This window comes from Vibrio lentus (assembly GCF_030409755.1).
Taxonomy (GTDB): domain Bacteria; phylum Pseudomonadota; class Gammaproteobacteria; order Enterobacterales; family Vibrionaceae; genus Vibrio; species Vibrio lentus.
The window spans coordinates 732,726-758,645 of the sequence record NZ_JAUFQE010000002.1; the positions used below are offsets into that span (position 1 = coordinate 732,726).

21 protein-coding genes and 1 pseudogene are annotated in these 25,920 nt (G+C 43.9%); 9 read left to right on the plus strand and 13 right to left on the minus strand.

The genetic code is table 11. The annotated features are described in order from the left end of the window. The first annotated feature begins 79 nt into the window (after positions 1 to 79). From psrA to fabV, 3 genes are all read left to right on the plus strand, one after another. Positions 80 to 709, plus strand: coding sequence for a TetR family transcriptional repressor PsrA (gene psrA, locus QWZ07_RS11695; RefSeq protein ID WP_076671492.1), 630 nt, complete (start codon positions 80 to 82; stop codon positions 707 to 709). Between the two features lie 55 nt (positions 710 to 764). Next, positions 765 to 3,047: an acyl-CoA dehydrogenase gene (locus tag QWZ07_RS11700; protein WP_192853811.1), complete on the plus strand. Its 2,283-nt coding sequence runs from the start codon at positions 765 to 767 to the stop codon at positions 3,045 to 3,047. A gap of 210 nt (positions 3,048 to 3,257) precedes the next feature. Then, positions 3,258 to 4,460, plus strand: coding sequence for an enoyl-ACP reductase FabV (gene fabV, locus QWZ07_RS11705; protein ID WP_029223635.1), 1,203 nt, complete (start codon positions 3,258 to 3,260; stop codon positions 4,458 to 4,460). 222 nt (positions 4,461 to 4,682) lie between these two features. Here the strand turns inward: fabV and QWZ07_RS11710 are convergent, their stop codons facing one another. Further along, positions 4,683 to 6,365, minus strand: coding sequence for an aspartate:alanine antiporter (locus QWZ07_RS11710; RefSeq protein WP_017111638.1), 1,683 nt, complete (start codon positions 6,363 to 6,365; stop codon positions 4,683 to 4,685). 250 nt (positions 6,366 to 6,615) lie between these two features. Next, positions 6,616 to 6,879 carry a GrxA family glutaredoxin gene (locus QWZ07_RS11715; protein WP_009847069.1) on the minus strand — a complete coding sequence of 88 codons (264 nt, stop codon included), beginning with the start codon at positions 6,877 to 6,879 and terminating at the stop codon, positions 6,616 to 6,618. A 406-nt stretch (positions 6,880 to 7,285) separates the two neighbouring features. On the opposite strand from QWZ07_RS11715, the gene QWZ07_RS11720 reads away from it, so the two are divergent. After that, complete coding sequence (locus tag QWZ07_RS11720; protein WP_192853810.1) at positions 7,286 to 8,587, plus strand: iron-containing alcohol dehydrogenase; 1,302 nt, start codon at positions 7,286 to 7,288, stop codon at positions 8,585 to 8,587. Positions 8,588 to 8,704: 117 nt separating this feature from the next. Here QWZ07_RS11720 and QWZ07_RS11725 read toward each other — a convergent pair whose 3' ends face one another. The 5 genes from QWZ07_RS11725 to QWZ07_RS11745 all read right to left on the minus strand — a co-directional run bounded on the left by QWZ07_RS11725 (position 8,705) and on the right by QWZ07_RS11745 (position 14,263). Continuing rightward, the gene (locus QWZ07_RS11725) at positions 8,705 to 9,559 is read right to left on the minus strand and encodes a MurR/RpiR family transcriptional regulator (protein ID WP_004734686.1); all 855 of its coding nucleotides are present in this window, start codon (positions 9,557 to 9,559) and stop codon (positions 8,705 to 8,707) included. A gap of 358 nt (positions 9,560 to 9,917) precedes the next feature. Beyond that, positions 9,918 to 11,561 carry a pyridoxal-dependent aspartate 1-decarboxylase PanP gene (panP, locus tag QWZ07_RS11730; RefSeq protein ID WP_099166736.1) on the minus strand — a complete coding sequence of 548 codons (1,644 nt, stop codon included), beginning with the start codon at positions 11,559 to 11,561 and terminating at the stop codon, positions 9,918 to 9,920. A 118-nt stretch (positions 11,562 to 11,679) separates the two neighbouring features. After that, entirely contained in the window at positions 11,680 to 12,207 is a 528-nt protein-coding gene (locus QWZ07_RS11735; protein ID WP_017111640.1) for a hypothetical protein, read from the minus strand. A 175-nt stretch (positions 12,208 to 12,382) separates the two neighbouring features. Continuing rightward, positions 12,383 to 13,288, minus strand: coding sequence for a LysO family transporter (locus tag QWZ07_RS11740; RefSeq protein ID WP_017111641.1), 906 nt, complete (start codon positions 13,286 to 13,288; stop codon positions 12,383 to 12,385). 54 nt (positions 13,289 to 13,342) lie between these two features. Next, a complete protein-coding gene (locus QWZ07_RS11745; RefSeq protein ID WP_017108222.1) occupies positions 13,343 to 14,263 on the minus strand; it encodes an HDOD domain-containing protein in 921 nt (306 codons plus the stop codon). Positions 14,264 to 14,621: 358 nt separating this feature from the next. Between QWZ07_RS11745 and QWZ07_RS11750 the strand changes: the two genes are divergently transcribed. Further along, on the plus strand, positions 14,622 to 15,203 hold the full coding sequence (locus QWZ07_RS11750) for a TfoX/Sxy family DNA transformation protein (RefSeq protein WP_017060401.1): 582 nt from the start codon (positions 14,622 to 14,624) through the stop codon (positions 15,201 to 15,203). A gap of 145 nt (positions 15,204 to 15,348) precedes the next feature. Here QWZ07_RS11750 and QWZ07_RS11755 read toward each other — a convergent pair whose 3' ends face one another. The 3 genes from QWZ07_RS11755 to QWZ07_RS11765 form a co-directional block, all read right to left on the minus strand. Beyond that, positions 15,349 to 15,891, minus strand: coding sequence for a hypothetical protein (locus tag QWZ07_RS11755; protein ID WP_017108221.1), 543 nt, complete (start codon positions 15,889 to 15,891; stop codon positions 15,349 to 15,351). 208 nt (positions 15,892 to 16,099) lie between these two features. Then, a complete protein-coding gene (locus tag QWZ07_RS11760) occupies positions 16,100 to 16,597 on the minus strand; it encodes a response regulator (protein WP_192853809.1) in 498 nt (165 codons plus the stop codon). Beyond that, positions 16,590 to 18,533, minus strand: a complete 1,944-nt coding sequence (locus tag QWZ07_RS11765; protein ID WP_192853808.1) for an ATP-binding protein — start codon at positions 18,531 to 18,533, stop codon at positions 16,590 to 16,592. Before QWZ07_RS11765 ends, QWZ07_RS11760 begins: the two co-directional genes overlap by 8 nt. A 183-nt stretch (positions 18,534 to 18,716) precedes the next feature. Between QWZ07_RS11765 and QWZ07_RS11770 the strand changes: the two genes are divergently transcribed. Further along, positions 18,717 to 19,979, plus strand: coding sequence for a DUF945 family protein (locus tag QWZ07_RS11770; RefSeq protein WP_017111646.1), 1,263 nt, complete (start codon positions 18,717 to 18,719; stop codon positions 19,977 to 19,979). A gap of 162 nt (positions 19,980 to 20,141) precedes the next feature. Then, a complete protein-coding gene (gene serC / locus QWZ07_RS11775) occupies positions 20,142 to 21,236 on the plus strand; it encodes a 3-phosphoserine/phosphohydroxythreonine transaminase (protein WP_192853807.1) in 1,095 nt (364 codons plus the stop codon). 86 nt (positions 21,237 to 21,322) lie between these two features. On the opposite strand, the gene QWZ07_RS11780 is transcribed toward serC, so the two are convergent. Then, positions 21,323 to 22,135: an AraC family transcriptional regulator gene (locus QWZ07_RS11780; RefSeq protein WP_192853806.1), complete on the minus strand. Its 813-nt coding sequence runs from the start codon at positions 22,133 to 22,135 to the stop codon at positions 21,323 to 21,325. An 87-nt stretch (positions 22,136 to 22,222) separates the two neighbouring features. Between QWZ07_RS11780 and QWZ07_RS11785 the strand changes: the two are divergent. Next, positions 22,223 to 22,428: pseudogene (locus QWZ07_RS11785) on the plus strand (hypothetical protein). A gap of 55 nt (positions 22,429 to 22,483) precedes the next feature. After that, complete coding sequence (locus QWZ07_RS11790) at positions 22,484 to 23,176, plus strand: MOSC domain-containing protein (RefSeq protein WP_192853805.1); 693 nt, start codon at positions 22,484 to 22,486, stop codon at positions 23,174 to 23,176. A gap of 91 nt (positions 23,177 to 23,267) precedes the next feature. Here QWZ07_RS11790 and QWZ07_RS11795 read toward each other — a convergent pair whose 3' ends face one another. Together QWZ07_RS11795 and QWZ07_RS11800 are read right to left on the minus strand one after the other, a co-directional pair. After that, positions 23,268 to 23,984, minus strand: a complete 717-nt coding sequence (locus tag QWZ07_RS11795) for a 3'-5' exonuclease (protein ID WP_017108213.1) — start codon at positions 23,982 to 23,984, stop codon at positions 23,268 to 23,270. A 5-nt stretch (positions 23,985 to 23,989) separates the two neighbouring features. After that, positions 23,990 to 25,879 (minus strand): DUF294 nucleotidyltransferase-like domain-containing protein, encoded by a 1,890-nt coding sequence (locus QWZ07_RS11800; protein WP_192853804.1) that lies wholly within the window; start codon positions 25,877 to 25,879, stop codon positions 23,990 to 23,992. Positions 25,880 to 25,920 lie beyond the last annotated feature (41 nt).

A 25,920-nucleotide genomic window follows, 5' to 3' on the forward strand; every position in this document is an offset into this window, starting at 1 on the left:
GAAAATGTGATGTTGCTTGCTTGTTAAATAAATGTACTAAGCGTATATTTCAAACAGTTGTTTAATACGAGTGATTGAAATGGCACCAAGAAGTACAACCAAAGACAAAATCTTAGATGTGGCTGAAGGCTTATTTGCTGAGCACGGTTTTAATGACACCTCTTTACGCACTATTACGAGTAAAGCCAATGTCAATCTTGCTTCAGTGAACTACCACTTTGGCGATAAGAAGACTCTGGTTCGTGCCGTATTAAATCGATACTTAGAAGCATTTATGCCAGCACTGCAAGACGCTTTAGTGAACTTAAACTTGAACGAAACGTATTCTATGAGTGACGTGTTTGAGTCTTTAAGACAGCCGCTAAGAGCACTGAATGATGTAAGGCCAAATGGTACGAGTCGATTTATGTTACTCATCGGTCGAGGTTATACGGATGTGCAAGGTCACTTGCGTTGGTTCATTACAACTCGCTACAGCGAAGTACTGACTCTGTTTACCAGCTCAGTAATGAAAGCCAACCCGAACCTCACTCAAGAACAGTTATTTTGGCGATTGCACTTCACCCTAGGGACTTGTGTATTCACCATGGCATCTAGCCAAGCTCTAATAGAAATTGCAGAGAATGACTATGACAGAAAGATAGATGCGAAGGCAGTGGTCGATATTCTCATTCCATTTTTGGCCGCTGGCATGTCAGCAAAAGAATAAAACAATAAAAAGCAAAATATTCACAAACAATATAGTGAACAAAAGGATCTGAACTATGAGCTCTCTAAGACAAAAATGGGTAAGTGACCCAGCTTTTAAACTCTTTAAAAAAGTACTACCACCACTATCTAGCACCGAGAAAGAAGCGATGGAAGCGGGTAGCGTGTGGTGGGACGGAGAGCTGTTTTCTGGAAAACCAGATTTCACTAAGCTTCACCAGTACCCAAAACCTCAGCTGACAGCAGAAGAGCAATCGTTCATGGATAATGAACTTGAAACTTTGCTCGCTATGCTTGATGACCACAAAATTGTAAAAGAAGATCGAGACCTTCCTGAAGAGGTGTGGAACTTCTTACGCAAAGAGCGTTTCTTCTCGCTAATTATCGCGAAAGGGTACGGTGGTCGTGAATTTTCGGCGCACGCCAACTCTACAATCGTAACTAAGATTGCAACGCGTAGTATCAGTACTGCGGTTTCGGTAATGGTTCCAAACTCTCTTGGCCCTGGTGAGCTACTGTCTCACTACGGTACTCAAGATCAAAAAGACTACTGGCTACCACGTCTTGCTGACGGTACAGATATCCCATGTTTCGCACTAACAGGCCCTGAAGCGGGTTCTGATGCGGGTGGTATCCCTGATGTCGGCACTGTGTGTATGGGCATGCACGAAGGCAAAGAGACGCTAGGCATCAAGCTTAATTGGAACAAGCGTTACATTACGCTAGCACCAGTGGCGACGGTACTTGGTCTGGCTTTCAAACTTCACGATCCAGAAAAGCTACTGGGTGACGAAGAAGACATTGGTATCACTTGTGCGCTTATCCCAGCAGACCACGAAGGTGTTGTGATTGGTGAGCGTCATGATCCACTTGGTCTTGCGTTTATGAATGGTCCAACACGCGGTCACGATGTATTTATTCCTATGGAATGGTTAATCGGTGGCGCAGATTACGCAGGTAAAGGCTGGCGTATGCTGGTGGAATGTCTGTCTGCAGGTCGTGGTATCTCATTACCCGCACTTGGCACGGCGATGGGCCACCTAACAGCGAAAACGACCGGCGCATACGCTTATGTTCGTAAGCAGTTCGGTATGTCGATTGGTAAGTTTGAAGGTGTTGCAGAGAGCCTTGGCCGTATTGGTGGCTTAACGTATCTATTAGAAGCGACTCGTACACTGACAACCACTTCACTGGATATGAAAGAGAAGCCGGGTATCGTAACGGCTATCGCCAAATATCACATGACAGAAATGGCACGTACTATTCTGAATGACTCAATGGATATCCATTCAGGCCGTGCAATTCAAGATGGCCCAATGAACTACTTGGCTGCGCCTTACCTAGGTATTCCAGTTGCTATCACAGTAGAAGGTGCGAACATCCTAACTCGTAACCTGATGATCTTCGGTCAAGGTGCGACACGTTGTCACCCATACGTATTGAGTGAAATGGAAGCGGCAGCGAATCCAGACGAGAAGCAAGGTGCAAAAGACTTTGATAGCTTGCTGTTCAAGCACATCTCACACGCAACTAAAAACACGTTTGGCGCATTTGGTGCAGCACTGACTGGCTCTAAGTTCATTAAAGCCGACATGAGCGGTCCAACTAAGCCTTACTACCAAGACCTGACTCGTTTGAGCCGTGCGCTTGCAGTCAGTGCGGATTTCGCAATGCTGACGCTAGGTGGTGAACTGAAACGTAAAGAGCTTATCTCTGCGCGTTTGGGTGATGGTCTAAGTTACCTATACATGGCTTCTGCTGCACTTAAGAAGTATGAAGACGAAGGTCGCCAACAAGCTGACCTAGACTACGTACACTACGCGGTTCAACACTGTTTCCACAATGCGGCTAAATCACTACAAGAAGCGTACCGTAACTTCCCTAACAAGATGGTTGGTAAAGTACTTAAAGGTCTAGTTTTCCCTGTTGGTAACCACTTCGAAAAACCAAGTGATAACCTAACAGTTCAACTAGCAGAAAGCTTGATGACTCCGGGAGCACACCGTGAACGTCTGACTCACCTTTGCTACATCGGTAAGGAAGAGGATGATAGTGTTGGCCTTATGGAGAACGCTTTCAATGCGATGTACAGTATTAAGCCTCTGGAGCGTAAGATCTTCCAAGCAGTGAAAGAAGGCAAAGTGGCTCGTAAAGGCTTGCTGGCAGATAAACTGGCACAAGCACTTGCTGCTGATGTTCTGACGCAAGAAGAAGTCGACCAAATTGTTGCTGCTGATAAACTTCGTTATACAGCGATTCAAGTTGACCACTTCAGTCATGACTTTAGTGAAACTTTGACGCGAAAAGAGTTAAAACCTAAGCTAAATAGCGTTGCTTAGATAAAGAAATGATAAAAGGCACCTAATAAGGTGCCTTTTTTTGTTTTTGTCGTATAAGTCTCAATAGAAGCGTTAACAAATGGCGACTTAGTCAGCAAATATTAGTTGAGTGCTCCAACCACTTGCATTTTCACCACATTTTTACAGAAATTAGATGCCATTTGCGCACGAAACTCTTATCCTTAACCTGATTTTTTAAGGAAGTTGAATATGATCATCAAACCTCGAATTCGCGGATTCATCTGTACTACAACACATCCAGTCGGTTGTGAAGCTAATGTAAAAGAACAAATTGCTTACACAAAAGCTCAAGGCCCAATCGCAAACGCACCTAAACGTGTACTAGTTGTTGGCTCTTCAAGTGGCTACGGCTTGTCTTCACGTATTGCGGCAGCATTTGGTGGCGGCGCTTCTACTATCGGTGTTTTCTTCGAGAAAGCCGGTACTGAGAAAAAAACTGGCACAGCTGGTTTCTACAACTCAGCAGCGTTCGACAAGCTAGCTAAAGAAGAAGGCCTGTATTCAAAAAGCCTTAACGGCGATGCTTTCTCTAACGAAGCAAAACAGAAAACAATTGACCTGATCAAAGAAGACCTAGGTCAGATCGATATGGTTGTGTACTCACTGGCGTCTCCAGTGCGTAAAATGCCAGAGACTGGCGAAGTAATTCGTTCAGCTCTTAAACCTATCGGCGAAACGTACACATCTACAGCAGTAGATACAAACAAAGATGCGATCATCGAAGCAAGTGTTGAGCCTGCTACTGAAGAAGAGATCAAAGACACTGTTACTGTAATGGGCGGTGAAGATTGGGAACTTTGGATCAACGCACTTTCTGAAGCGGGTGTTCTGGCTGACGGTTGTAAGACTGTTGCTTACAGCTACATCGGTACTGAACTAACGTGGCCAATCTACTGGGATGGCGCGCTAGGTAAAGCTAAGATGGATCTAGATCGTGCAGCATCAGCGCTAAACGAAAAGCTAGGCCAAACTGGCGGTACTGCAAACGTTGCTGTTCTTAAGTCTGTTGTGACTCAAGCAAGTTCTGCAATCCCTGTTATGCCTCTTTACATCGCTATGGTGTTCAAGAAGATGCGTGAAGAAGGTATTCACGAAGGTTGTATGGAACAGATCTTCCGTATGTTCAGCCAACGTTTATACAAAGAAGATGGTAGCGCAGCAGAAGTTGACGAAGTGAACCGTCTACGTCTAGACGACCTAGAACTTCGTGACGACATTCAAGAGCATTGTCGTAACCTATGGCCTCAAATCACAACTGAAAACCTGAAAGAGCTGACTGACTACGTTGAGTACAAAGAAGAGTTCTTGAAGCTGTTCGGTTTCGGTGTTGAAGGCGTTGATTACGAAGCTGACGTTAACCCAGCTGTTGAATTTGATGTAGCTGACATCTAATTCAAACAATCGAATAAAAACGAAATAGGCGCTCACTGAGCGCCTATTTTTTTGTTTTAAAAGTACATATGGAAAAGTAAAAGCAGATACGGGATTCGAGTGGCGGGATACGAAGAAATTTAAGAGCAAGCGGAAGAGAAGAACTAACAAAAAATGCACTAATCCAAAGGTGAATTAGTGCATTCAAAATATCTAAGCTTGGTTGCTTTAAAGCCGCAGATACTAGCTAATTATGATGATGAAAGTACCTGCTAAGGTCATCAATATATTGGCTATCGCGTACGTACCCGCGTAACCCAGAGCTGGGATGGTTGAGCGAGCGTGATCATTTACGATGTCCATCGCCGGAGCACAGGTTCGCGCGCCAATGATGGCACCAAATAGTAGAGCTCGGTTCATCTTCAATATGTAAGCACCAACCAAGTAAGCGAAGAATACCGGCAGAACACTCACGACTAGAGCAATACCGATGACCTGAGGGCCTACTTGCGTTAAGTGTTCAAACATCTTACCACCGGCGCTCAAGCCTATACCAACCATGAAGAACATCAAACCCAAGTCTTTGACCATGTTCAATGCTCCCTGAGGCACATAACCGAAAGTAGGGTGGTTTGCTCTTAAGAAGCCAAGCATGATGCCCGACAGAAGTAGGCCAACCGCATTACCTAAGCCAAATGAAACCTGACCGAATGTCATGGTGATCAAACCAAACAAAATACCCAGAATGAAGAAGCTACAGAAGGCCATCAAATCCGCCATTTGGCTGTGGATTGAGATGAAACCAATTTTCTCAGCTAGACCGTGAACGCGACTCTTTTCACCACTGACCTGCAGTACATCACCTTTAGAAAGCACGATGTTTAAGTCCATCGGCATTTCAATCTGAGCTCTTACTACGCGGTTAAGGAAACAACCGTATTCAGACAGGTTTAAGTCTGACAGGCGCTTACCTGCGATGCTGTCACTTTTAACGACGATCTCTTCTTCCACGATACGTAGGTCGAGAAGGTTACGGTCGAAAACCTCTTTACCATTACGGAAGCTTGGGTCGAGACGCGCGTGGCTATCAGGGAAACCAACCAATGCGATTTCATCGCCTTCTTGCAGGATTGCATCACCATCAGGGTGGGCAAGAATACCGTTACGACGAATACGCTCGATGTAACAGCCTGTTTGGCGATAAATACCCAGTTCACGCAGGTTCTTACCGTCAGTCCAAGATATAAGCTCTTGTCCTACGCGGTAAGCTCGTATGATTGGAAGGTAAACCTTACGTTGCCCTGAAGCACCTAAGCCACGCTCTTGGGCGATTTGCTCAGCTGAATCGTGTAGGTTAACTTTCTGAAGCTTTGGAATAAGGCGAGCAAACATAATCATGCTGATTAAGCCAACTAAGTAAGCCATCGCATAACCAACTGATAGGTTTTCGATGATCAGGCCTATATCCATGTTTCTTGGTAATTCTGCAAGCCCAGAATTCAGAGCATCTTGAGCACCTACTAATATCGGCGTTGCTGTTAAGGCCCCCGCCATCATGCCTGCGGATAAACCAAAGCCCAGTCCGAGGTAATGGCTGCTGAAATACGTTAAAGCAATTGCGGTAGAGAGCACCACAAGGCTCAGAATGAGATAGTGCTTACCGTCTCTAAAGAAGATACCAAAGAAGTTTGGTCCTGCTTCAATACCCACACAGTAGATGAAAAGCATGAAGCCAATCGTGAGCGCATCAGCGTTAAACGAAAAACCAAGATGTCCCATGATAAGGGAAGTAATCAGAACACCGATTGAATTGCCAAGTTGGAGGCTACCGAAACGAATTTTACCAATGGCTAATCCAATCGATAAAACAACAAAGATGAGGAGAATGGGGTTTTGTTCTAACAGAAAAACAACGTCGATATTCACAGTGGTCGCTCAATAATTGGCGTGAAACACAGGGTAAGTTTGAGAGGTGAATTGTATCTAAATATAAATAAAATATAAGCGATATTTTGCTATTTTACTTGATTTTGACTTTATTATTATTCCGTACGAAAACTGGTCATAAAAAAAGCCCGCTACAGTGAGCGGGCTTGATATAAATCGTACAGTCTAACGTTTAAATTGGTTAGCTGTTTTAGGCTTTAGCCTTGGATCTCGTAAGAGAAATCTGAGCTTAGTCGAAAAGACCTAGGTTTTCTTTTGCGTATGCTTCAAATTCTGTGCAGCCGCCGATGTGGTCTTGATCGATGAAGATTTGTGGCACTGTATCTACTGGTTTACCAACCGTCTTCTCTAGGTCAGCTTTGCTGATGCCTTCAGCGTGGATGTCAACGTAACGGTAGTTGAAGTCATCGCGTTTAGCTTTAAGAGTTTCAGCATGCTCTTTTGCACGAACACAGAATGGGCAAGCAGGGCGACCAAAAATAACTACAAACATTTAATTTCTCCTAAATACGGGATGAGGCTCGTTAACTCTATTATGTTAACTATTCTTTAGTGAATGCCACTCAAAATTTCTTAAAACCAACTATGCCTCAATGCTATGGGGAAATAAAGATGGAATTGCCTCTTAATACGATAGCTTTTACCTATCAGCGCAAATATTCATCATAAAAACACAGGGCTTCACTAACTGCCCGTCATCATCGTTGAGTACCCACAAATTGAGAGTGTGAATTACCCCTAAAAATACGATTTTAATCCATCTTTAATGCCACAAGTTGCACCTCGTCAAAAAAAGCTCCTACAGAACGAGGCATCTTAATAGTGATGCACGATACAAAGGCTAAATTCCAATAACCAAGAGTTCGCAGTTTTGTTTGGTCATAGGCGCAGGAGGCACCATGTTTCAATTTATGACACCTACAAAGATCATCTTTGGTGATGGAGCACTTCAGGCTTCATTGTCCCTCTTTAATCAATACGGCTACAGCGTGTTATTGGTTACAGGCAACACGTTAGAACGCACTTCACTGGTCACCGATTACCTCGATGCGCAAAACATGCGTTATCAACACATTGCCGTTTCCGGTGAACCCAATATCAAAATGGTCGAAGAGGCCGCTACTTCGGCACGCCGATTTAAGCCTGATATGGTGGTTGCAATGGGTGGAGGCAGTGCGATTGATATGGGGAAAGCGTTAGCTGCTGTTTTACCTAATCAAGGTAATTTATACGACTATGTGGAAGTGGTTGGGCGCAATGTACCACTCAAGGCTAAACCATTGCCGTTCATCGCGATTCCTACAACGGCGAGCACTGGCGCTGAGGTCACTAAAAATGCGGTGCTTAAGTCTGGACAAGATCAAGTCAAGATAAGCCTTAGAAGTGCAGACATGCTAGCTGACGTCGCGATTGTCGACCCGACCTTAACGTACGGCACCAACTTGTATTTATCAGGACGTGGAGCCATGGATGCCTTTACGCATCTAATGGAAGCTTATGTGTGTGGTGAGCCTAATTCGCTCACCGATATGATCTGTGAGGAAGGGCTACGCAAACTAAGTGGCTCTGTGGTTAAAGCGTGCGTTTATGATGAAGCTCAAGCCCGTTCTGATCTTGCTTTCGCTTCTATGTTGGGTGGAATAGCGATAACCAATGCCAAGCTTGGAGCTGCGCATGGATTGGCCTCTGCGTTAGGTGGCAAGATATCCGCGCCACACAGTGTTATAACAGCGCGCTTAGCGCCATTTGTGATGATGGAGAACATCGCTGTTGCGAGAGAGCAGCAGAGGAGTGAAATACTGGTTCGTTATCAACGAATTGCTCAGATTGTTACGGGAAGCGCTGAGGTGAAAGAGGAAGACGCGATTTCTTGGTTATCTGAAGTGTTGGACACGCTAAAGCTTCCAAGCCTACTGGAGTTTGGAGTTTGTGAAGCTCAGTTTGATGAGGTGTCTAGTGATGCGCTTAAGTCTGTTGCGATAAAAGGAAATCCTTTACCATTGAATCAACAGAGGCTTGTACATATTCTTCAGCAGGTTTGTGAGGAGTGTGACTGTGGAGGTGAATCTCAAGAAACATCCGTAATGAGTCAGGATGAACAACTTGCCCCTGAACAGGTTACGGAGTCGAGTTTTACCATCATTAACTCTTATGCGTCTGAGAATAATGTCGTAGAGAAAGGTAATAGCTGGACGATCTAGTAGTAGAAAGTAGAAAGCACACATAACGATAAAGCTAAGCTAATTCAGGACAAATAAAAACGGAGCACTAGGCTCCGTTTTTTAATTCAACTTGTTCTTAGGTCATGTATTAGCAGACTAGAACTGAGAGTATTTCTCGTAACGTGAATCACGAAGTGACTCTTTCACACGCTTTAGGTTCTCTCTGAAACCAGAACCACGACGAAGTGTAAAGCCTGTCGCTAAGACGTCGATAACCGTCATCTGAACAACGCGGCTTGCCATTGGCATGTAAACGTCAGTGTCTTCTGGAACATCCAGAGAAATAGACAACGAGCTTGCTTTGTCTAGCGGTGAATCTTTTGCTGTGATAGCAATAACGGTCGCACCGTTTTCACGAGCTAGGTTCGCAATCTCAACTTGGCTTTTAGTACGGCCAGTGTGAGAGATAAGAACAATAACATCGTTATCACTGCAGTTAATGCAGCTCATTCGTTGCATCACAATGTCTTCAAAACACGTGATAGGGATATTAAAACGAATAAACTTGTTTTGAGCGTCTTTCGCTACGGCTGAAGAGGCACCCAATCCAAAAAACGAAATGCGTTTTGCTTGAGTCAGCAAGTCAACCGCACGGTTTACTTGCATCGCGTCTAGGCTGTTTTTAGCAACATCCAGACAAGCCATAGTCGATTCGAAAATCTTATGTGTGTAAGCATCAGGGCCATCGTCTTCTTCAACATTACGGTTCACGTAAGGTGTACCGTTCGCCAAGCTTTGAGCTAGGTGAAGTTTAAAGTCAGGAAAGCCTTTAGTGTCTAAACGACGACAGAAACGGTTAACTGTAGGCTCACTTACGTCAGCCATTTTAGCTAAGGTAGCAATGCTAGAATGAATTGCAGTTTGAGGGGAAGCCATAATTACTTCGGCTACTTTACGCTCAGACTTGCTGAAATTTTCCAGGTTTTTTTGTATTTTTTCTAATGTATTCATAGTGTTCACGAGGGTATAGAGAACAACTTGCTAGTTAATATCGTTTACCAGGGGGTATGGCTGAAGCAAATATCAGTAAAACAGACCCTAAAACAATGAGAGGTTTGTAATTACTGCTGCGTCAAATAGATATCAAGCTAACTAGCACCATAGAGTCAGTATAAACCCAACATACTATTAACTAATACAAAAACAGGGCATGAATGCTTAAGAATATGACAAACCTCAACAAAATTTTAGAAAACTACAGAATTGGAAGAGGGTTTGAGCAAAAAGAATGCAAATTGAGTATGAACTGACAGCTTAGTTACATCAAAAAGAAAGAAATTTTCAAATTGATGCAACTAAAATTGAATGACTATGCGTTGATTTGCGTAACCAGTTTGTTGATTTTGCCCATCAGGTTTGGTGCAAGTTTAGAGATTTCACGCTGTTCTTCAAGCACTGAGGTTAGAATCTCATTTCCTGTAAGCGGGTTTGCCAATACAACACGGAAAACAATGATCGGCTGATGTGACCAAGCTTCTGGATTCAAGCGAGTTCTGGAGACAAAAGATTTACCGGTTTCACGCTGTTTCTTCTGAATAAATTTCGTGAGTTCATTGAGTAACTCATTCAATTCAACACGCTGTTGAGCGCCTGCTTTTAACAAGGCGGCTTTTACTGATTCAGGGAGGTAGCGATACGTCAGTAGGCAAAGCTCTGGCTCGGACACCAACTCAAAATCACTTTGTTCTTTAATCAGGTCAGCAAAGTAACGTGCTTTGTTGATGCTTTGGTCGATCAACAGCTCATAGCCTGGGCGGCTGATGATATGCATCGAGGCATAAACGAGCATCGCCATACCAGAACGAGAGCCTTCTAGAGTGTGGCTACCGAGGTCTTTCGAACCCTTACGCAATATGTATTGAGCGTGATGTTCAATCGCTGTCATCGCGTCTGGCTTCTTAAACAAAACCATACCCGCACCCATAGGGATGTAGAGCTGTTTATGTGCATCTATCGTGACAGAGTCCGCTAACTCAATACCATCAAGTAAATGACGATGATTATTCGACATCAACGTTGCGCCGCCCCAAGCTGCATCCACGTGGAAGTGGCAGTCAGACTCGGCACACACCTCTGCAATTTCCCTTAGAGGATCGATATTGCCCGTTTCGGTCGTGCCCGCTACACCAATGACGGCGAAAGGCTTAATCTTGTTCTGCTTAAGCTGATCTATCTTGAGTCTCAGGTCGTCAGTGCAAATACGGTTATTGTTATCCGTTTTTACTGAAACAAGACCTTCTTGACCAATACCGAGTACATCGGCCGCTTTTTTCAAAGAGTAGTGACCACGTTCAGAAACCAAGATAGCGAGGCCTTCGTAGTCGTAGTGTTTCATGGCTTTGAACAAGCCTTCTTTCTCTACACCCTTGAATGAGCCTTGTGCTTTCAATGCATTATTACGAGCAACCCAAAGCGCAGTAATGTTCGCGATGGTACCGCCAGAACAAAACGCACCTAAAGAGTGGTTGGCACTGTGCATCCAACGAGAATAAAACTGGTCGTTGTCTTGGTAGATCAAACGGTGCAACATCCCCAAAACTTGGCGTTCAAGAGGGGTGAAAGCTTTTGAAGTCTCGATTTTTACTAGATTCTGATTTAGCGCAATCATGATTTTTGACAGCGGCATCAGGAAATAGGGTAGCGCAGACGTCATGTGACCAATAAAACTTGGCGACGACGTGTGTACAGAATGAGATACAAGAGAATCGAGGAGATGCTCGGTATGTTCTGAAACAAACTCAGGCTGCTCAGGGATATGAGCATTCGAAAAATCTTTCTCAATCTCACGCAATGGCTTTTCTTCAGCCACAATGTGTTCGCGTAAGAATTGATTCAGGTTTCGTGAAAGTTTGTCTTCGATTTGAGTGAGTGTTGAGTCTGGGCCTTCTGGTACTGTAAAGATACGTAGAAGACTGTCGAAGCTAACATCTGCTGTTTTTTGTTCCGTAACCATAGCAAGCGAGTTATTTTTCTTATATTGACGCGAGCGGGACAATTTAAACGAAAACGGGAACAATGTCCCGTCTTAATTATGAAATCCAACTTCCCACAAAAGCATAGTAAATCAAGGGTTATTTACACTTGATCGCTTCAAGTTTAGCAATCGACTGGTTGTAACGCTGCAGTGCAGTGTCGATTTGCTTAGGGTGGCTAAGCAGCTCAGCAAACGCTGAACGTAGCTCGTAGTTTTGAGCGTGAGGTGTTGATTGACGGTCGTCGAACGTCTGTTTCGCAATTTTTCCAAGCTCATCGTCGCGTGTTGATAGCGTCTTAATATCGTGCTGTTCTAGTTGTAACCAACCTTCAACAGACTGAGCTGTCGCAACTTTGCTTGGATCATTCACTAAGTAGTAGTTTACCGCCGCGCGGTTGAGTTCAAAGTGGTGTTTACGGCCTTCTAGGAACCACTCACTGACTTCTTCGAGCTCTGGATATTGCTCAGAGGTTAACGCAGCAAGATCAGCATACCAATTCAAAGAAGCGTCGATGTACGCATCGTATTTTGTTGCTTGGCACTGGTTTGTTTCAGACATTGAATCTGCTGCAAAAGAGAAAGTAGAAGTTGAAGCTAGCAGTAATGCGACGCAAAGGCGTTTCATAGTGGTTCCTTTTGTAAGTTTATTCTTTTTAGGACTTTGTCGTTACAGAGTACCGTGATCATTATTTGTTGAGCAATGACACTTAGTGTCTTTTTATTTCGGTAACTGTATCGGTATCTTGGGCTTTGGTATTCAGAGATGCATTCTAATCTAAAACAATCGCTATTCCTGCGATCTAGTTAGCAAGAGATACAAAGAACAACATCATAATAGGGACGAGAAGACTCAATATAAACCCGCTGACGATGGCGATAGGGACACATCGAACTCCGCCTGTTGTTTGAATCACAGGCAAAGTGAAGTCCATCGCGGTGGCACCTGCATAACCAATAGAAGTACACGGATAACTGCGAATCAGCACCGGGATCAGTACTAAGGCAACCAACTCTCTCAGCAGTTCGAGCATGAACGAAGCACCACCATAAACAGGGCCAAAAGCGTCACCCATGAGAATGCCTGCGAGAGAATACCAACCGAATCCGGATGACATCGCTAAAGCTTTGAAGAGTGGAATATCAAGCAAGTAAGCGGCAATCACACCACCGATCATTGAGGTCACAATAATCGTAAGGGCGATCACCATACCGTGTTTGTTCAGTAAGATTTGTCTAAGGGTCAATCCGCTATTACGCAGTTGAATGCCAATAAAGAACAGAAGAACGAATAGAATCCATTCACTTGCTGTATCGACCCAATCGAGCCCGATTGGGAGAACCAAGCCCGCGATGAGGCCAGAACCGACCACCAGAATCAACTTTGCCGATTCCATCGCCATTGAAGACAGGGGGAGCTTTTTCTGGCTGCTGTCAGTTTTAAGCGGCAGTAATTTATCGATTGCTGGCAGCGCCATTAGGTTGCATACACTTAAACAGACAAAGAAAGTGACAGTATAAAGAAGGATTGTCTGTAGATTGCTGCCTAAGTTATCGAGCGCGGCTAGGCTCAGCCCCATAAGCGAGAGGATTACGTAGATCAGCCTAGACGTCGAGCGGTTAATGAACTCTAACGTCTGGGTGTTTGATATAGAAAAAAGATACCCCACGACGAGTGGCGCAAATATAAAGATCATCCCTGTAAACATGCTTTCCCTTTTACATTTACTTACTATTACAACTACTTAGCAATTTACGGTGACTTAGAAGCCGCTAGCGTTGATAACGTCGCTTAGCTTTGCATTAAAATCATTTTTACTCAAGTTGCTTAATTTATAAAGAACTTCGGCACCCGTGACATTAAGCTCCACTTCATGCTCATCGATGTTTTCATCCTTGTTTCTAAACATCAAAAGGTGATTGGCAATTCGTGCAATATCAAGGTAAGACACTTCGCGCTCTTCTTGCTGATTGATGGTGTTACTACACACATCAATGAAGTCACTGTCGAATCCCCAACGTCTAAGAACCAGCTTACTGGTTGCAGAGCATTGGCCTTGGAATATTTGCAGAGCGATGTCGTGGTCTAGGTAGTTGCCATTTTCAAGGTAGAGGTGGTACTCACTCACTAAGCAGAACAAACCAATATCGGCTAATAGTCCGACGAGTAGAGATTTCTCATGCTCTAGGTAGCGGTACTCGATAGGGGACAGTTCTTTGAAGCTATTGGTGACCAGTACCATCGTCGCGCCAAGTTCTTTTGAGATAGAAGCGCTTTGAACCAAAACTTGGTTACATTCGTGGTTTAGATTCACAGAATGCTTAAGTTGTTCGATAGCTTGGGCAGTGACGATGTCCCTTACTCTCAATATCCCTAAGCGAGATACCGCCGTCATAATGTCGACACAGGTGATATTTCGTCTGTTGAATACCACAGAGTTAGCGACGCGAATCACGATAGCGGTTAGGCCAGGGTCTTCGAGTAAGCACTCAGCAACTTCGGCAATGCCGGTCGTTTCTTGGGTACATAATTTTTGAATTTTTAAAACGACTTCAGGGATAGGAGGAAGGGTTATTTTTCCCGCTGAGATAGAATGGCCAACAAGTTGGGCAAACTCTGATTCTAGACCCTTTAAGAGGAGAGCCTTATTTTGTGGTAGCCAGAAAAACGATAAATGATTCATATAAAAAGTAAAAAATGTATGTGGACCTATTTTACAAGCCGTGATGCTGTGAGGCAATACTCATCGGGCCTCATAACCCTAGAAAACTTGAACCGATGTATCAGCGATCGTCAAAAACCATTCATATTTTGATGTTTTACTGTGATGTCAATCATGAAAAACCAGAATACTCAATTGATTGATGTGAACTAAGTCCAGACTTATTTTTCTTTTCGAAGTATCATTTATTTAAAGGTGAAAAACGAAATCATAATATTCACCTAAACAATAAAAAAATAGATTTAACATTTTTCGCATAAAAAAGCTGCTTGTCTGGTGATCAACCTAATCGGGGTAATTTGATTAAGGATCAACGGATATGACCGAGACAGCATTTATTAATTACGTGAATCAATTTGGTGAGCATCAAAAACGTTCTATGTTTGGAGGTATTGGCCTCTTTCAAAATGACGCTATGTTCGCTTTGTTGAGTGAAGGTTGTTTATTCATTAGAGGTGGAAAGTCATTAGATAAGAAACTGACGGATCTTGATTGTGAAAAGTATCGTCATGTAAAAAAACAGACAACAGCAACCGTAAATTACTACGATATTACTGATCTGTTTACATGCGAACACCCTGAATTGGATAGCATTATTCGTACTTCGATCGATAATTCAATTCAACAACGTAGCTTCAAAAAATCATCAGCTAGCCGTAGATTGAGAGATCTTCCAAACATGCAACTCACATTAGAGCGCATGGTGAAAAAAGCGGGTGTTGATGATGTTTCAATGTTTATGCAGTTAGGCGCACCTGAAGTATTTAACAAAGTTCGCGAAGCGTACGGCAATGATGTTGACCTAAAATTACTTTGGAAATTTGCGGGCGCAATTGATGGTATCCACTGGAAACTATTGCAAGAACCACGCAAGCAGCAATTATTGAAGAGCTGCCACTAAAGAAGTCATCCCTCTATGCTTAAGATTACTGTTAATAAATAAAAACCGAGGAATGTCCTCGGTTTTTTTGTTTGTCTTAGTCGCATTTCTTAAAAGATTAAGTATTAAAAGACTAAGTGCTCATTGGGGGCTGTCTCGCTAAGTATTAGTACTTGAAACGAGCAGTGAACATAAGTTGGTCACCGTAGAAGTCGTTGATACGAGCTTCAGCACCTAGAGAGAATAGCTCTGTAGAGTGGAAACGAGCGTAAACAGAACCTGTCCAATCATCGTTGTCATCGATTGAAACGTAACCACCTTTACCACCCACTTCTAGTTGTGGACCAAGCCATTGGCGAACACCAACGTTGATTTCCATACCGATATCAGTAGAGCTTGAGTTTTCAGGCTGAACGATACGCGCTAGCATTTCACCAGTTAGGTCAGCCCAGTTGTTTAATGGAGCGTGGAAACCAAGACCTACAGCTGAGTCGTAATCGCCTTCAAATTCTGAATCGATACGTGCTATAGCGTGAGCATTCGGGTGAATTGACTTACTGAACGCGCCACCAAATGTTACTGGGCTAGCACCGATACGTGCTTCAAAGTAATCGTAGTTAAAGTTACTCATTACTTGTGGTTGTTCATCAACAGCTAGTGCTGGGCTAGAAGCCAATAGCATAGCGGTAGTAAGTAGAATTTTGCGCATAACGACCGTAAACCTTTAATTAGTGTTAATTCCTTTGGTTTGAGAAAAATCAGGCAAACCATAAACATTGAGACAGTTTAATCTAACTCACGGAAAAGTAATCCATAAAAATGCGAATCATTTGTCAATTAGCCAAAAAATGAACAAATTATGTATCACTCTGTAACTGAGATCTCATGTTTTCGGGCGATTCAGCTGAAATTAAGCGTTATTCGCCAAAACTAGTCCGTTTATTCGCCATCGCTGTAAGGATGCGTTCGGTATCTAAGATAGAAGTCCAGTTCAATAGCTGCTTGTCATTGGCAATCACAAAGTCGGTTAGCTGTTTCGTAATCGTGTCTCTGAGTTGGTCGCCTCGCCAAGGCTTAGAGATATAGAAATCAAGCGCAGCATTATTGATAGCCGTTACGGTGTCTTCAAGTCCGGCTTGGCCGGTGAGCAGCAACTTACGTGTTGGCTGCGTCGAATCGTGTTGGTTGAGTTCGATGAGAAAATCGATGCCCGTTTTGTCAGGCATGATGTGGTCACACAAGATTAAGGCGAGCTTAATACCATCTTGTCCCATTTCTTTAATCACTTGTTTAGCTTCATCGACCGATTCGGCTCCTTCAACAATAAAGTACTCTTCAAATGGCGCTAAGTCTTGAAGGACACTGTTGAGAACCTCAGGTTCATCATCGACACATAAAATTAGGTACTTATTCATGAGGTGCTCCTTCTTGTTTGAATGGAAGCCACACCTGCATGTGAGTATGGCTGCCTACCTCAGACTCCACCAAAATAAACCCTTGATGAGCCGAAACGATTTGTTGAGAAATGGATAACCCAATCCCTAAACCAAAGTTGCCTTCTTTTTTGGTGGTGAAGTTTGGGTTGAAAATGGTGTGGATGTATTCCTTGGCGATGCCGTGGCCAGTGTCTGATATTTGCACCACTAAAAAAGTGTCGTCTCCCTCTATTTGTTGAGAGGTGGTAATAGAGACTGTTCCTCGCTCTGAAAGCGCATCTAGTGCATTAGAGATAAGGTTCGTCCACACTTGTTGTAACGCGAGCGACTGGCACAATAAAGGTGGCAAATCGGTGTCATAGTGTTTTTCGAGTTGGTGATGCTTCAATCTGTTTTCAAAGATCACTAAGGTGTCTTCAAGCCCTTCGTGAATATCAGCGTAGTGACGCACTTCATCATCTTCTCGGGCGTAGCTTTTTAGGCTTTTCACCATATCGGCAATGCGTTTACTGCACACTTGAATCGAGCGAATAGAGTTTCCTACATAGTGGTAATGCTCTAAGTCGTTGAGTAGTTCTTTGCCTGCAATAGGGGAGTCTTTTAAGGTATCTAAAACCTTAGAATCTTGACTCAGGTTTAGCCTCACCGCTTTTTTGGCTAGCGTACGATCATCGATAGTCGATGTAAGGTGTTTAACGAGCTGTCTCTCTTGTGCCGTGGATAGAGGCTTAGCCAGCTTTGAGTGTGCTAATACTTCAGTCCCTTTATTCGATTCTGGGAGTGATGAGTTTTCGAGTATCTGGTCGAGATGTTCAGACAAGGTTTCAATACTTCGTAAGATCGCTGCAATAGGGTTGTTCAACTCATGAGCAACACCGGCTACAAGCTGCCCCAACATCGCCATCTTCTCTTTCTCAATCAATTGTTGATGTGCAGACTCTAACGATTCAAGTGTTTGTTGCAGCTTGATCTTATTGGTGATGCTGCGTTGTAAACGGCGATTGAAGTGACGGAGTAACAGGTTAGTAAATAGCGGCAGCAGCGTATTGTTTGAATGCATAACCTGAGCAAAGCTATCTTTATCAAGCTTAATCACTCGTGTTTGGGTTAGGGTGATCGCAGTAGAGAATGAAGGTTCACCCGTCACGAATGACATCCCTCCGACAATGTTGCCCTTAGAGTGACGCACAACTTCGCGTTGTTGCCCCAGTTCATCTTTTTTATAGAGAGCGGCTTCACCTTCAATAATTAACCAAAGAAAGCGATTATCTTCGCCCTCAACCGTCAGCAGATGCTCTGGTGAATAATCACGAATGGCTTTGGTTTTGTCGTCTTTTGAAAAGACATCCTGCAGAGCACTGACGACACGCTCAGCAAGGGCATTGTCAGAAAGCTGGTGGTAATCGTGGATGAAGCCAGATTGGAACGAATGAATCTTTTGCTCAATGTGTGCTCTTAGTAAACGTTGTTGATCCAACGCATCACTGTAAGACAACAGGTTTTCTGAGTCGTACTCGATAACAAAAGAAGTCAGCTCTTTCTGTGCTGATTTGAAGAGAACCTGATCTTGAACTGGTTTGGTTAGACAGTGGTTGAGCCTACCTTCGTTGACTGCGGTTAGGATGGATTGGATATCTGATGAGGCGCTCACTAATATTGTTCTTGCGGTATTACTGTGGGGCAGTTGTTCAAGCTCAATCAGAAATTGCACACCATTGAATTCAGAATGATGGTGAGAGATCACCAAGGCGACGGTTTGGTGATTGTCGTGGATATCTTCTAATGCGTGATGAGCATCTTCTAAGTTCTCGGCAGTATAAATGTCGAATACATAAGACAACGGAGCCAGTTCGGAGCGTATTCTTTCTATGCTCACCGGATTATTGTCCAAACAAATAACAGCGTATTGATTCACGGCTCAACCTTAGTAGTAGCGACGCTTGTAGCCTACCAAGAAGCGCTGGGTAAGGATGAGAGCTAGCCGTTAATTTGTTGAGGGAATTGAAGTATCGAGCAATAGACTGATTTAACTCAATGTTTCTTGTTTGCTACTGATGGGTTAGACTAAAAAAAACAGACTAGTGTAGAAAGAGAACTCATGGAACAGTTAAGAAAAATTGGCGCAATCGGCGGAGCAATCTCATTGGCACTTTGTTGGCCGCTAGCGGTTGGGCAAATTGGACAGAACGCGATTACTGATGGCGTTGCAAAGCTTAACAATTCAAGCATTCAAGCTGAGATCGTGGAATATGATAGAGGTTACCTTTCTTCTAATGTAACCACTCGCGTGACTGTGATGGATGAGAATTTGAAAGAGCAACTCGCGCTCGATGGCTTACCTAGTGAGTTTGTTATTAATAGTGCGGTTAGCCATGGTTTGGTTAGCTTAAACGCGATTTCGACGTTTGAGAATACTGACATTCTGCCTCTTACTCTGACTACCAGCACGGAGTTAAACGGCAATACGGATTTCAACTTCGAGTTAAGCCAGTTCAATCATCAAGGTTCGGATGAAAATGGTACCTCGGTATCTATCACGAAGTCGAATCTATCTGGCCATGCCACCGTATTAGGACAGGTTGATTACGAGCTTTCTATCCCATCGGTTCAAATTGATTTTGAAACGGGTGAAGAGGTGACTCTATCTAACCTAAAAGGTATTGGTTCGGGCCAGCAAGCGAAAGGTTACTGGTTAGGCACACAGAACTTTACTATTGATAGCTTCTTGATTTCAGATTCTGCAATGCAGCCGTTCATGACCATCGAAAATTCTAAGTACGATTTTGAATCGCATCTAGATGAAGCGACTAAACGCTTGAGCAGCAGCCTTAAGCTGGATATCGCAAACATCGAGACCAACGAAGGCCAGTTGAACAATCTAAATGTCGATTTTGAAATGTCGAAACTGGACAGTCAGTCGTTTGAGAAAATCTTTGAAATTTACCAGGCGAATCCTGTTTTGACGCAGGAAGACGTGGCTGAGATCATTCCGTTCATCGACGTACTGTTTGCTAAAGGCTTCGACCTTTCAATGAACAATATGTCGCTAGAACTAGGTAAAGGTCAGTTTGAATCTAAATGGTTGGTGAGCGTACCGGAAGGCACAGAAAACATCAGCAGCAACCCTTCAATGATTGTTCCTGCATTAACCGGCAATGTTCAATCTAGCTTCTCAAATGAGCTTGTCGAAGAATACCCATTCATCCGTGAAGGTATCGACGAATTGATCGTGATGGAAATGATCAAGCAAACAGAAAGTGGTTATGAAATCACTGCTGACCTAAAGAATGGAAATCTAGTGTTTGAAAATGGACAAGAAATTCCATTAATTGCACTACTTATGCCGGCTTTTGTTCAATAAAAAGAGTCGGACTTAATACTGATAGGGCGATCTAACGGGTTAAGTTAAACATTTTGTACGGTACGAAACAAAAGAGGTCTTAAGACCTCTTTTGTTGTTTTTATGTTGGGTAAAACATGGTATTACTTGCATAGTTATTATTTAGCAGGAGCAATCATCCCCATGGAACTTACATTAGATAACGTATTCAACTTTAGTGCTGGCCCAGCGGCACTGCCTAAACCGGTAATGAAACAAGCACAAGCGGACTTCATTGATTGGAATGGTTTAGGCACTTCCGTTATGGAAATCAGCCATCGCAGCAAAGAGTTTATTCAAGTTGCCGATGAGTCTGAGCAAGACCTACGTGATCTTCTGAACATCCCAGACAACTATAAAGTTCTTTTCTGTCAGGGGGGCGCTCGTGCTCAATTCGCTGCTGTTCCTCTAAACCTTCTTGGTGACGCGACGAAAGCGACTTACATTGATGCGGGGTACTGGGCTGAAAGTGCAGTGACTGAAGCGAGTAAGTACTGTGAAATCGATGTATTCAATGCCAAGACATCAATTGATGGTAAAGCGGCTGTTGTTCCAGCTAAAGATTGGGAAATCGACCCTGAAGCGGCATACGTGCACTTTTGTCCAAATGAAACCATCGATGGCATCGAAATCAGTGAGCTTCCTCAAACCGATAAGCCTATCGTTGCCGACATGTCATCTAGCATCTTATCTCGCCAGATTGATGTCTCTCAGTACGGTGTTATCTACGCGGGCGCTCAAAAGAACATTGGCCCTGCTGGTATCTGCATTGCTATCGTACGTGATGATCTACTAGAACTCGCAAACGACGTGTTGCCGAGCATTCTAAACTACAAAGTACTTGCTGAAAAAGACTCAATGTTCAATACACCACCAACCTATGCATGGTACCTATCAGGCCTTGTATTCAAGTGGCTGAAAGCTCAAGGTGGCGTTGAAGCGATGGAGCTTGTGAACAAAGAGAAAGCGGCGTTGCTTTATAATGCGATTGATAGTTCTGCTTTCTACAAAAACGACGTTCATACAGCAAACCGTTCAAGAATGAACGTGCCATTCCAATTAGCGAAACCAGAGCTAGATGCTAAGTTTTTAGAGTTGGCTGATGCTGCTGGTCTGAAATCGTTAAAAGGTCACCGAGCGGTGGGTGGAATGAGGGCTTCACTTTACAATGCGATGTCTCTGGAAGGTGTTCAGGCGCTAGTTAGCTTTATGAAAGACTTCGAAGAGAAATACGCATAATAAGCGAGTTCGATGTTTACCAATGAAAAGAGGAGCTAAGGCTCCTCTTTTTGTTTCCCATAGAAGGTGAAAATATAGAGACCTAATTACCTTCTTCGACCATTAAAGCGAAACTGTTGTGGCGTTACATCAAAAGACGCCTTAAAAGCTTTAATGTAAGACGAGTCGTTTTGATAACCGACTTGATCAGCAATATTCTGGATTGAGAACTCTTCATCCAACAAAGACAACGAGTAAATCAGGCGGATTTGTTGTCGCCATAACTGAAATGACGTGTTGAACTCTTTTGAGAATAAGCGCGACAAGGTTCGCTCCGATGCGCCGACTTTCTCTCCCCATTCCTTCAACGAAAAGTCCAGCGTTGGTGCCTCTGTCAGCGCTTCAAAGATAAGCTTCAATCGTCGGTCTTCGGGTAGCAACAATTGATAGGTCTGAACGTTGTCTTTCATGATCTGATCGTGCAATACCGAGAGCAATCGCGATACCTCTTCATCACTCACTAATCCTTCGCACTGTCTGCGAATTTCCTGCAATAACTCATTCAAAAACGGCGTCAGGGTAATGGTTCGTACTTGAGGCTCATACTTAATACCAAAGGCTGGATTAAGGTAAATACCGACAAACGTCGTATGGCTCAATGCGATAGATTCATGTTGAATCCCTGCAGGTACAAACAAAGCAGAAGTATGGGGCACAAGATGTTGGTAGTGCTCGGTTTTCGTTTGCAATAGGCCTTTGAGTGGGAAGATCACTTGATGCCACGTATGTTTGTGCATTGCATCGACGTAGCCCTTGGGCATATCGATGGTCTTCACTAACGCTGGTGAATTAGGATTAGCGACCATCATCTCATTTGAGGTGATGATTCCGGAGTGAGAATTTATTTGGCGGGTTGGCATGGTTAACTGTCTTTACATCCCTATTCTGACTCGGTGGGACTAGGCTATCATGCCCGGCAGAGCTAATGAAGTAGAGAGGGCACGCGTATGCGATATCAAGTTGAAATATCGAAAGAAAACCAACTATTATTCAAAGTCGATATTGAAGACATTAACCAAAACAAGTGTGAAACATCGCTCGAAACCGTGTTAACTAAGTTTCCGACAGCGAAACTCGTTACTTAAAAAGCACAGAACACACCATGGAAGTACTGGCAGCGATTCCGGTATTTGAATCACTGGGCGAGCAATAAGTTGGCTTTAGCTTGTATAACACAGCAAATAAGTTTCAGGTAAGAAGGAAGAGATATGAAGAAGTTAGGCGTAGTAAATAGTGTATTGGCTGGCAAAACCGTTACTTTTGCGCACGGTGCAAACAGCGCTATTGATAAGCAGGTTTTGTCGGAGCGCCAGCACGCCACAGAGCTTGGTTTTACCAATGATGAACAAGGCGACCCTCGCTTTCATGGTGGCATTCAGAAAGCCCTTCATATTTATCCAAGTGAGCATTATCCGGTTTGGCAGCAAGAACTGGGCGACAGAGACATCTTCCAATCTGCAGGCGCATTTGGCGAGAACCTAAGTTCCAGCGGTATTACAGAACAATCCATTTGCTTGAAAGATCAGGTTCGTATTGGCTCAACTTTATTAGAAGTCTCACAGGGGCGCATGCCTTGTTGGAAGCTCAATGTACGATTCGATCAAAACGATATGGCAAGAAGACTGCAAGACACACTTCGAACTGGCTGGTACTTCCGAGTCTTGGAAGAAGGCGATATTGGCGCAGGTGACGAGATTATCCTGTGTGAAAGACCTTACCCAGATTGGTCGCTCGCTCGTATCATGGGCTCGGTATTTACTGGCAGTCTTGATAGAGAAGAATTAAGTCAAATGGCTGACCTTCCGTTAGTCGAATCTTGGGGGGCACTCGTTGCGCGACGTCTTGAAACCGGCGAAGTCGAAGATTGGGAGATGCGTTTAGTTGGTCCAACAGCAGCATAAACTCGGATGACACAAAGCAATAAAGCCCACTAATGAAAGTTAGTGGGCTTTATGTTTATGCGTTCAGTTTAACGTCAGTCTTAATTGGTAACTAGAGCCAGAAGTTCTTCAAAGGCATCTCAGAGTCAAAGTGATGAGCGATCTGCGCTTGGAGTAGCTCTGCGGTCGCTATGGCATCGGTTAGCGCGTGGTGTGGCGTGTAGTCGGGCAAGTGATATCGACGACGACTCTGCCCCAATCTCACAGACGCAGGTTTCTTACCTTTTAGCTTATTCCACAAACCGCCAGCCAGTTTGTTCTGGATTTGAGATTCAATCTCGAGCGTGTCGAGGACTGGAAACTCTATCCCTTCACCGAGTCGCACCTTCAATGCATTATCCAAGAAGTCCCGTTCGATACGACGATAGTGAACCACTGGGATATGTCCTGCCATTGATTCTAAGATCTCGCCCAGCACTTCGCTAAGATCTGGCGCATCAATGATGTCATTGTGAGTGATGCCATGAATCACAACAGACTCTTCTTCCAACTTCTGTTTTGGTCTTAATGTCCAGTGTTTGGCTTGTCGCAAGTAGATGCGATTGAGCGTAAATGGCACTAAACCAATGGTAATGATGCCGTCTTTGTTTGGGTTTAACCCCGTGGTTTCAAAGTCGACAGCCAAGAAGGTCACTTCTGAAAGTGGCGTATCAGGCGCAGGAAGAGGCTGGCTATAAAAGTGCTTTAAGCGGTCGTCTCGCGCTCGTTCGAGTTTCTGAGCAAACTTAAATGGCCAATCGACCGCAGGTGATCTGAATAGTTTGTTCATAAGCCCTACTTAAACTTATTGCTAGCTTGATAACGGAACTTAAGGAAGTTTTGCGCATTACTTAAAATTTGGAATGCGTCCTTTAGATTGCGTCGTTCGAAGTCAGATAAGTTCTCTGGCTCAATGTTGTTATCAGGTTCGATATTATTATCAACATCGTGCGCTTGGTGACGAATACGAACCAAAGAGATGAACTCCATGGCGTCTTTCAAATCCTGCGCTCTGCCTTTAGGCAAAATACCGGCATCGATAATATCGTCTAAACGCTCAAATGAGTTTTTCGAACGAGAAGCCACCGCTAAAGAGTGAACACGAATCAAGTCTGCGAGTGGCGCGGTGCCACGACGTTTCAGGTTGATCGAGTTGTTATGACGGCCATCTTTCTCCATTACGAAATCTTTGAAGAAACCAAGAGGCGGTGTTCGGTTGAGCGCGTTACGAGCAAGACACGCCAAGAAGCGATTGTTCTTACGTGCACGTCGAACAATAAAGCTATTCAATTGCTCAGCCCATTTCAAGCGTCCATACACACCATCTAAATCAAAGAAGATAGAGGCGTTCAGCAGTGCTTTCGGGTTTGGATCATCAATCCAATCGGCAAAGCACTCTTCCCATTGTCGACGTGTCATGCGCCAAGTAGGGTTTGTCGCCATGATGTCACCAGTACAGTAAACATAACCACACTGGTCTAAGCCGTCACAAATGAACTTTGAAAGTTCTTCAAAGTACTTGCCGTGCTTTTTCTCGTCGTAGGTGTCATCAAGAATGATGGCGTTATCTTGGTCTGTGACCAGCAACTGTTCGTCACGTCCCATAGAACCAAGAGCAAGGAAACAATACGGAATTGGCGCTTTACCGAGTTTCTCTTCACCTAGTTCGATAATACGTTGTTTAAAGCTGCGTCCGATTACCGACATTGCAGTACCCACCATGTGGGCATTGGCATCTTCATTAACCAAACGTACAAAGCTGTCTTTCACTTGTTCGGAAAGCACTTTCAGGTCTTCGATACTTTGTTGCTGGAAGATGCTGCTTACCAATAACAGCGAGTTCTGAGACTCGTAACGTACGATATCGGTCGCTTCGATAATACCAATCGGCTTCTTATCTTTTAGTACTGGTAGGTGATGCACGTTGTAGCGAAGCATGGTCATCATAGCTTCGTATACATAGGCATTATGGTCGAGTGAGATAACCTCTGGTGTCATTACGCTAGAGACTTCATCCGATGGTTCGAGACCTTCAGCAAGTACACGCGTACATAAATCACGATCGGTAATAATACCGATAACGGGTGTCGAATCATCCTCTTCGTCTTCAACGATATCTGGGTCGATAATCAGTAGGGAAGAGACGTTATCTTCGGCCATCATGGTGGCAGCTTGCTGAATCGTGCGCGTTTTCTCGATCATCGGTGCTTCACTGGTGAGCAGTGTTTTAACCTTGGATGTCGTTAAATCGTTGGCGTCGTTGCTGTCTAAGTTAGCCTGACGCAGTCGCGCGTTATCTTCTACTTCGACAAAGTCAGCGAATGAATCATAGTTGTCGTAGAGTTCTTGGAAAATAGGCTCAGGGATACAATAGAGCAGGGTGTCTTCTGTTGCCTTAACAGGGAAGCGAACTTTGTTGTTGGTGAGTAGTCCCATTTGGCCGAACAAGTGGCCTTCATCGAGACGGTTATAGAGCTCACCTTTACGACGATAGACTTCTACTTCGCCGCTTCGAACAATGTAAAGATCATTAATCTGGTCACCAAAGTGAATGATAGGCGTATCTTGGCGGTAATAAGAAATTTCCACGCTACTGGTCACTTTCACCAACATCTCCTCAGGGAGTTCAGTGAAAGGGGGGTATTGTGCCAGAAAGTTTTGAATCTCTAATAACTCAGCATCCATAATGATCATCCATTAGTTTGTATGATTTCATGGTACAACAT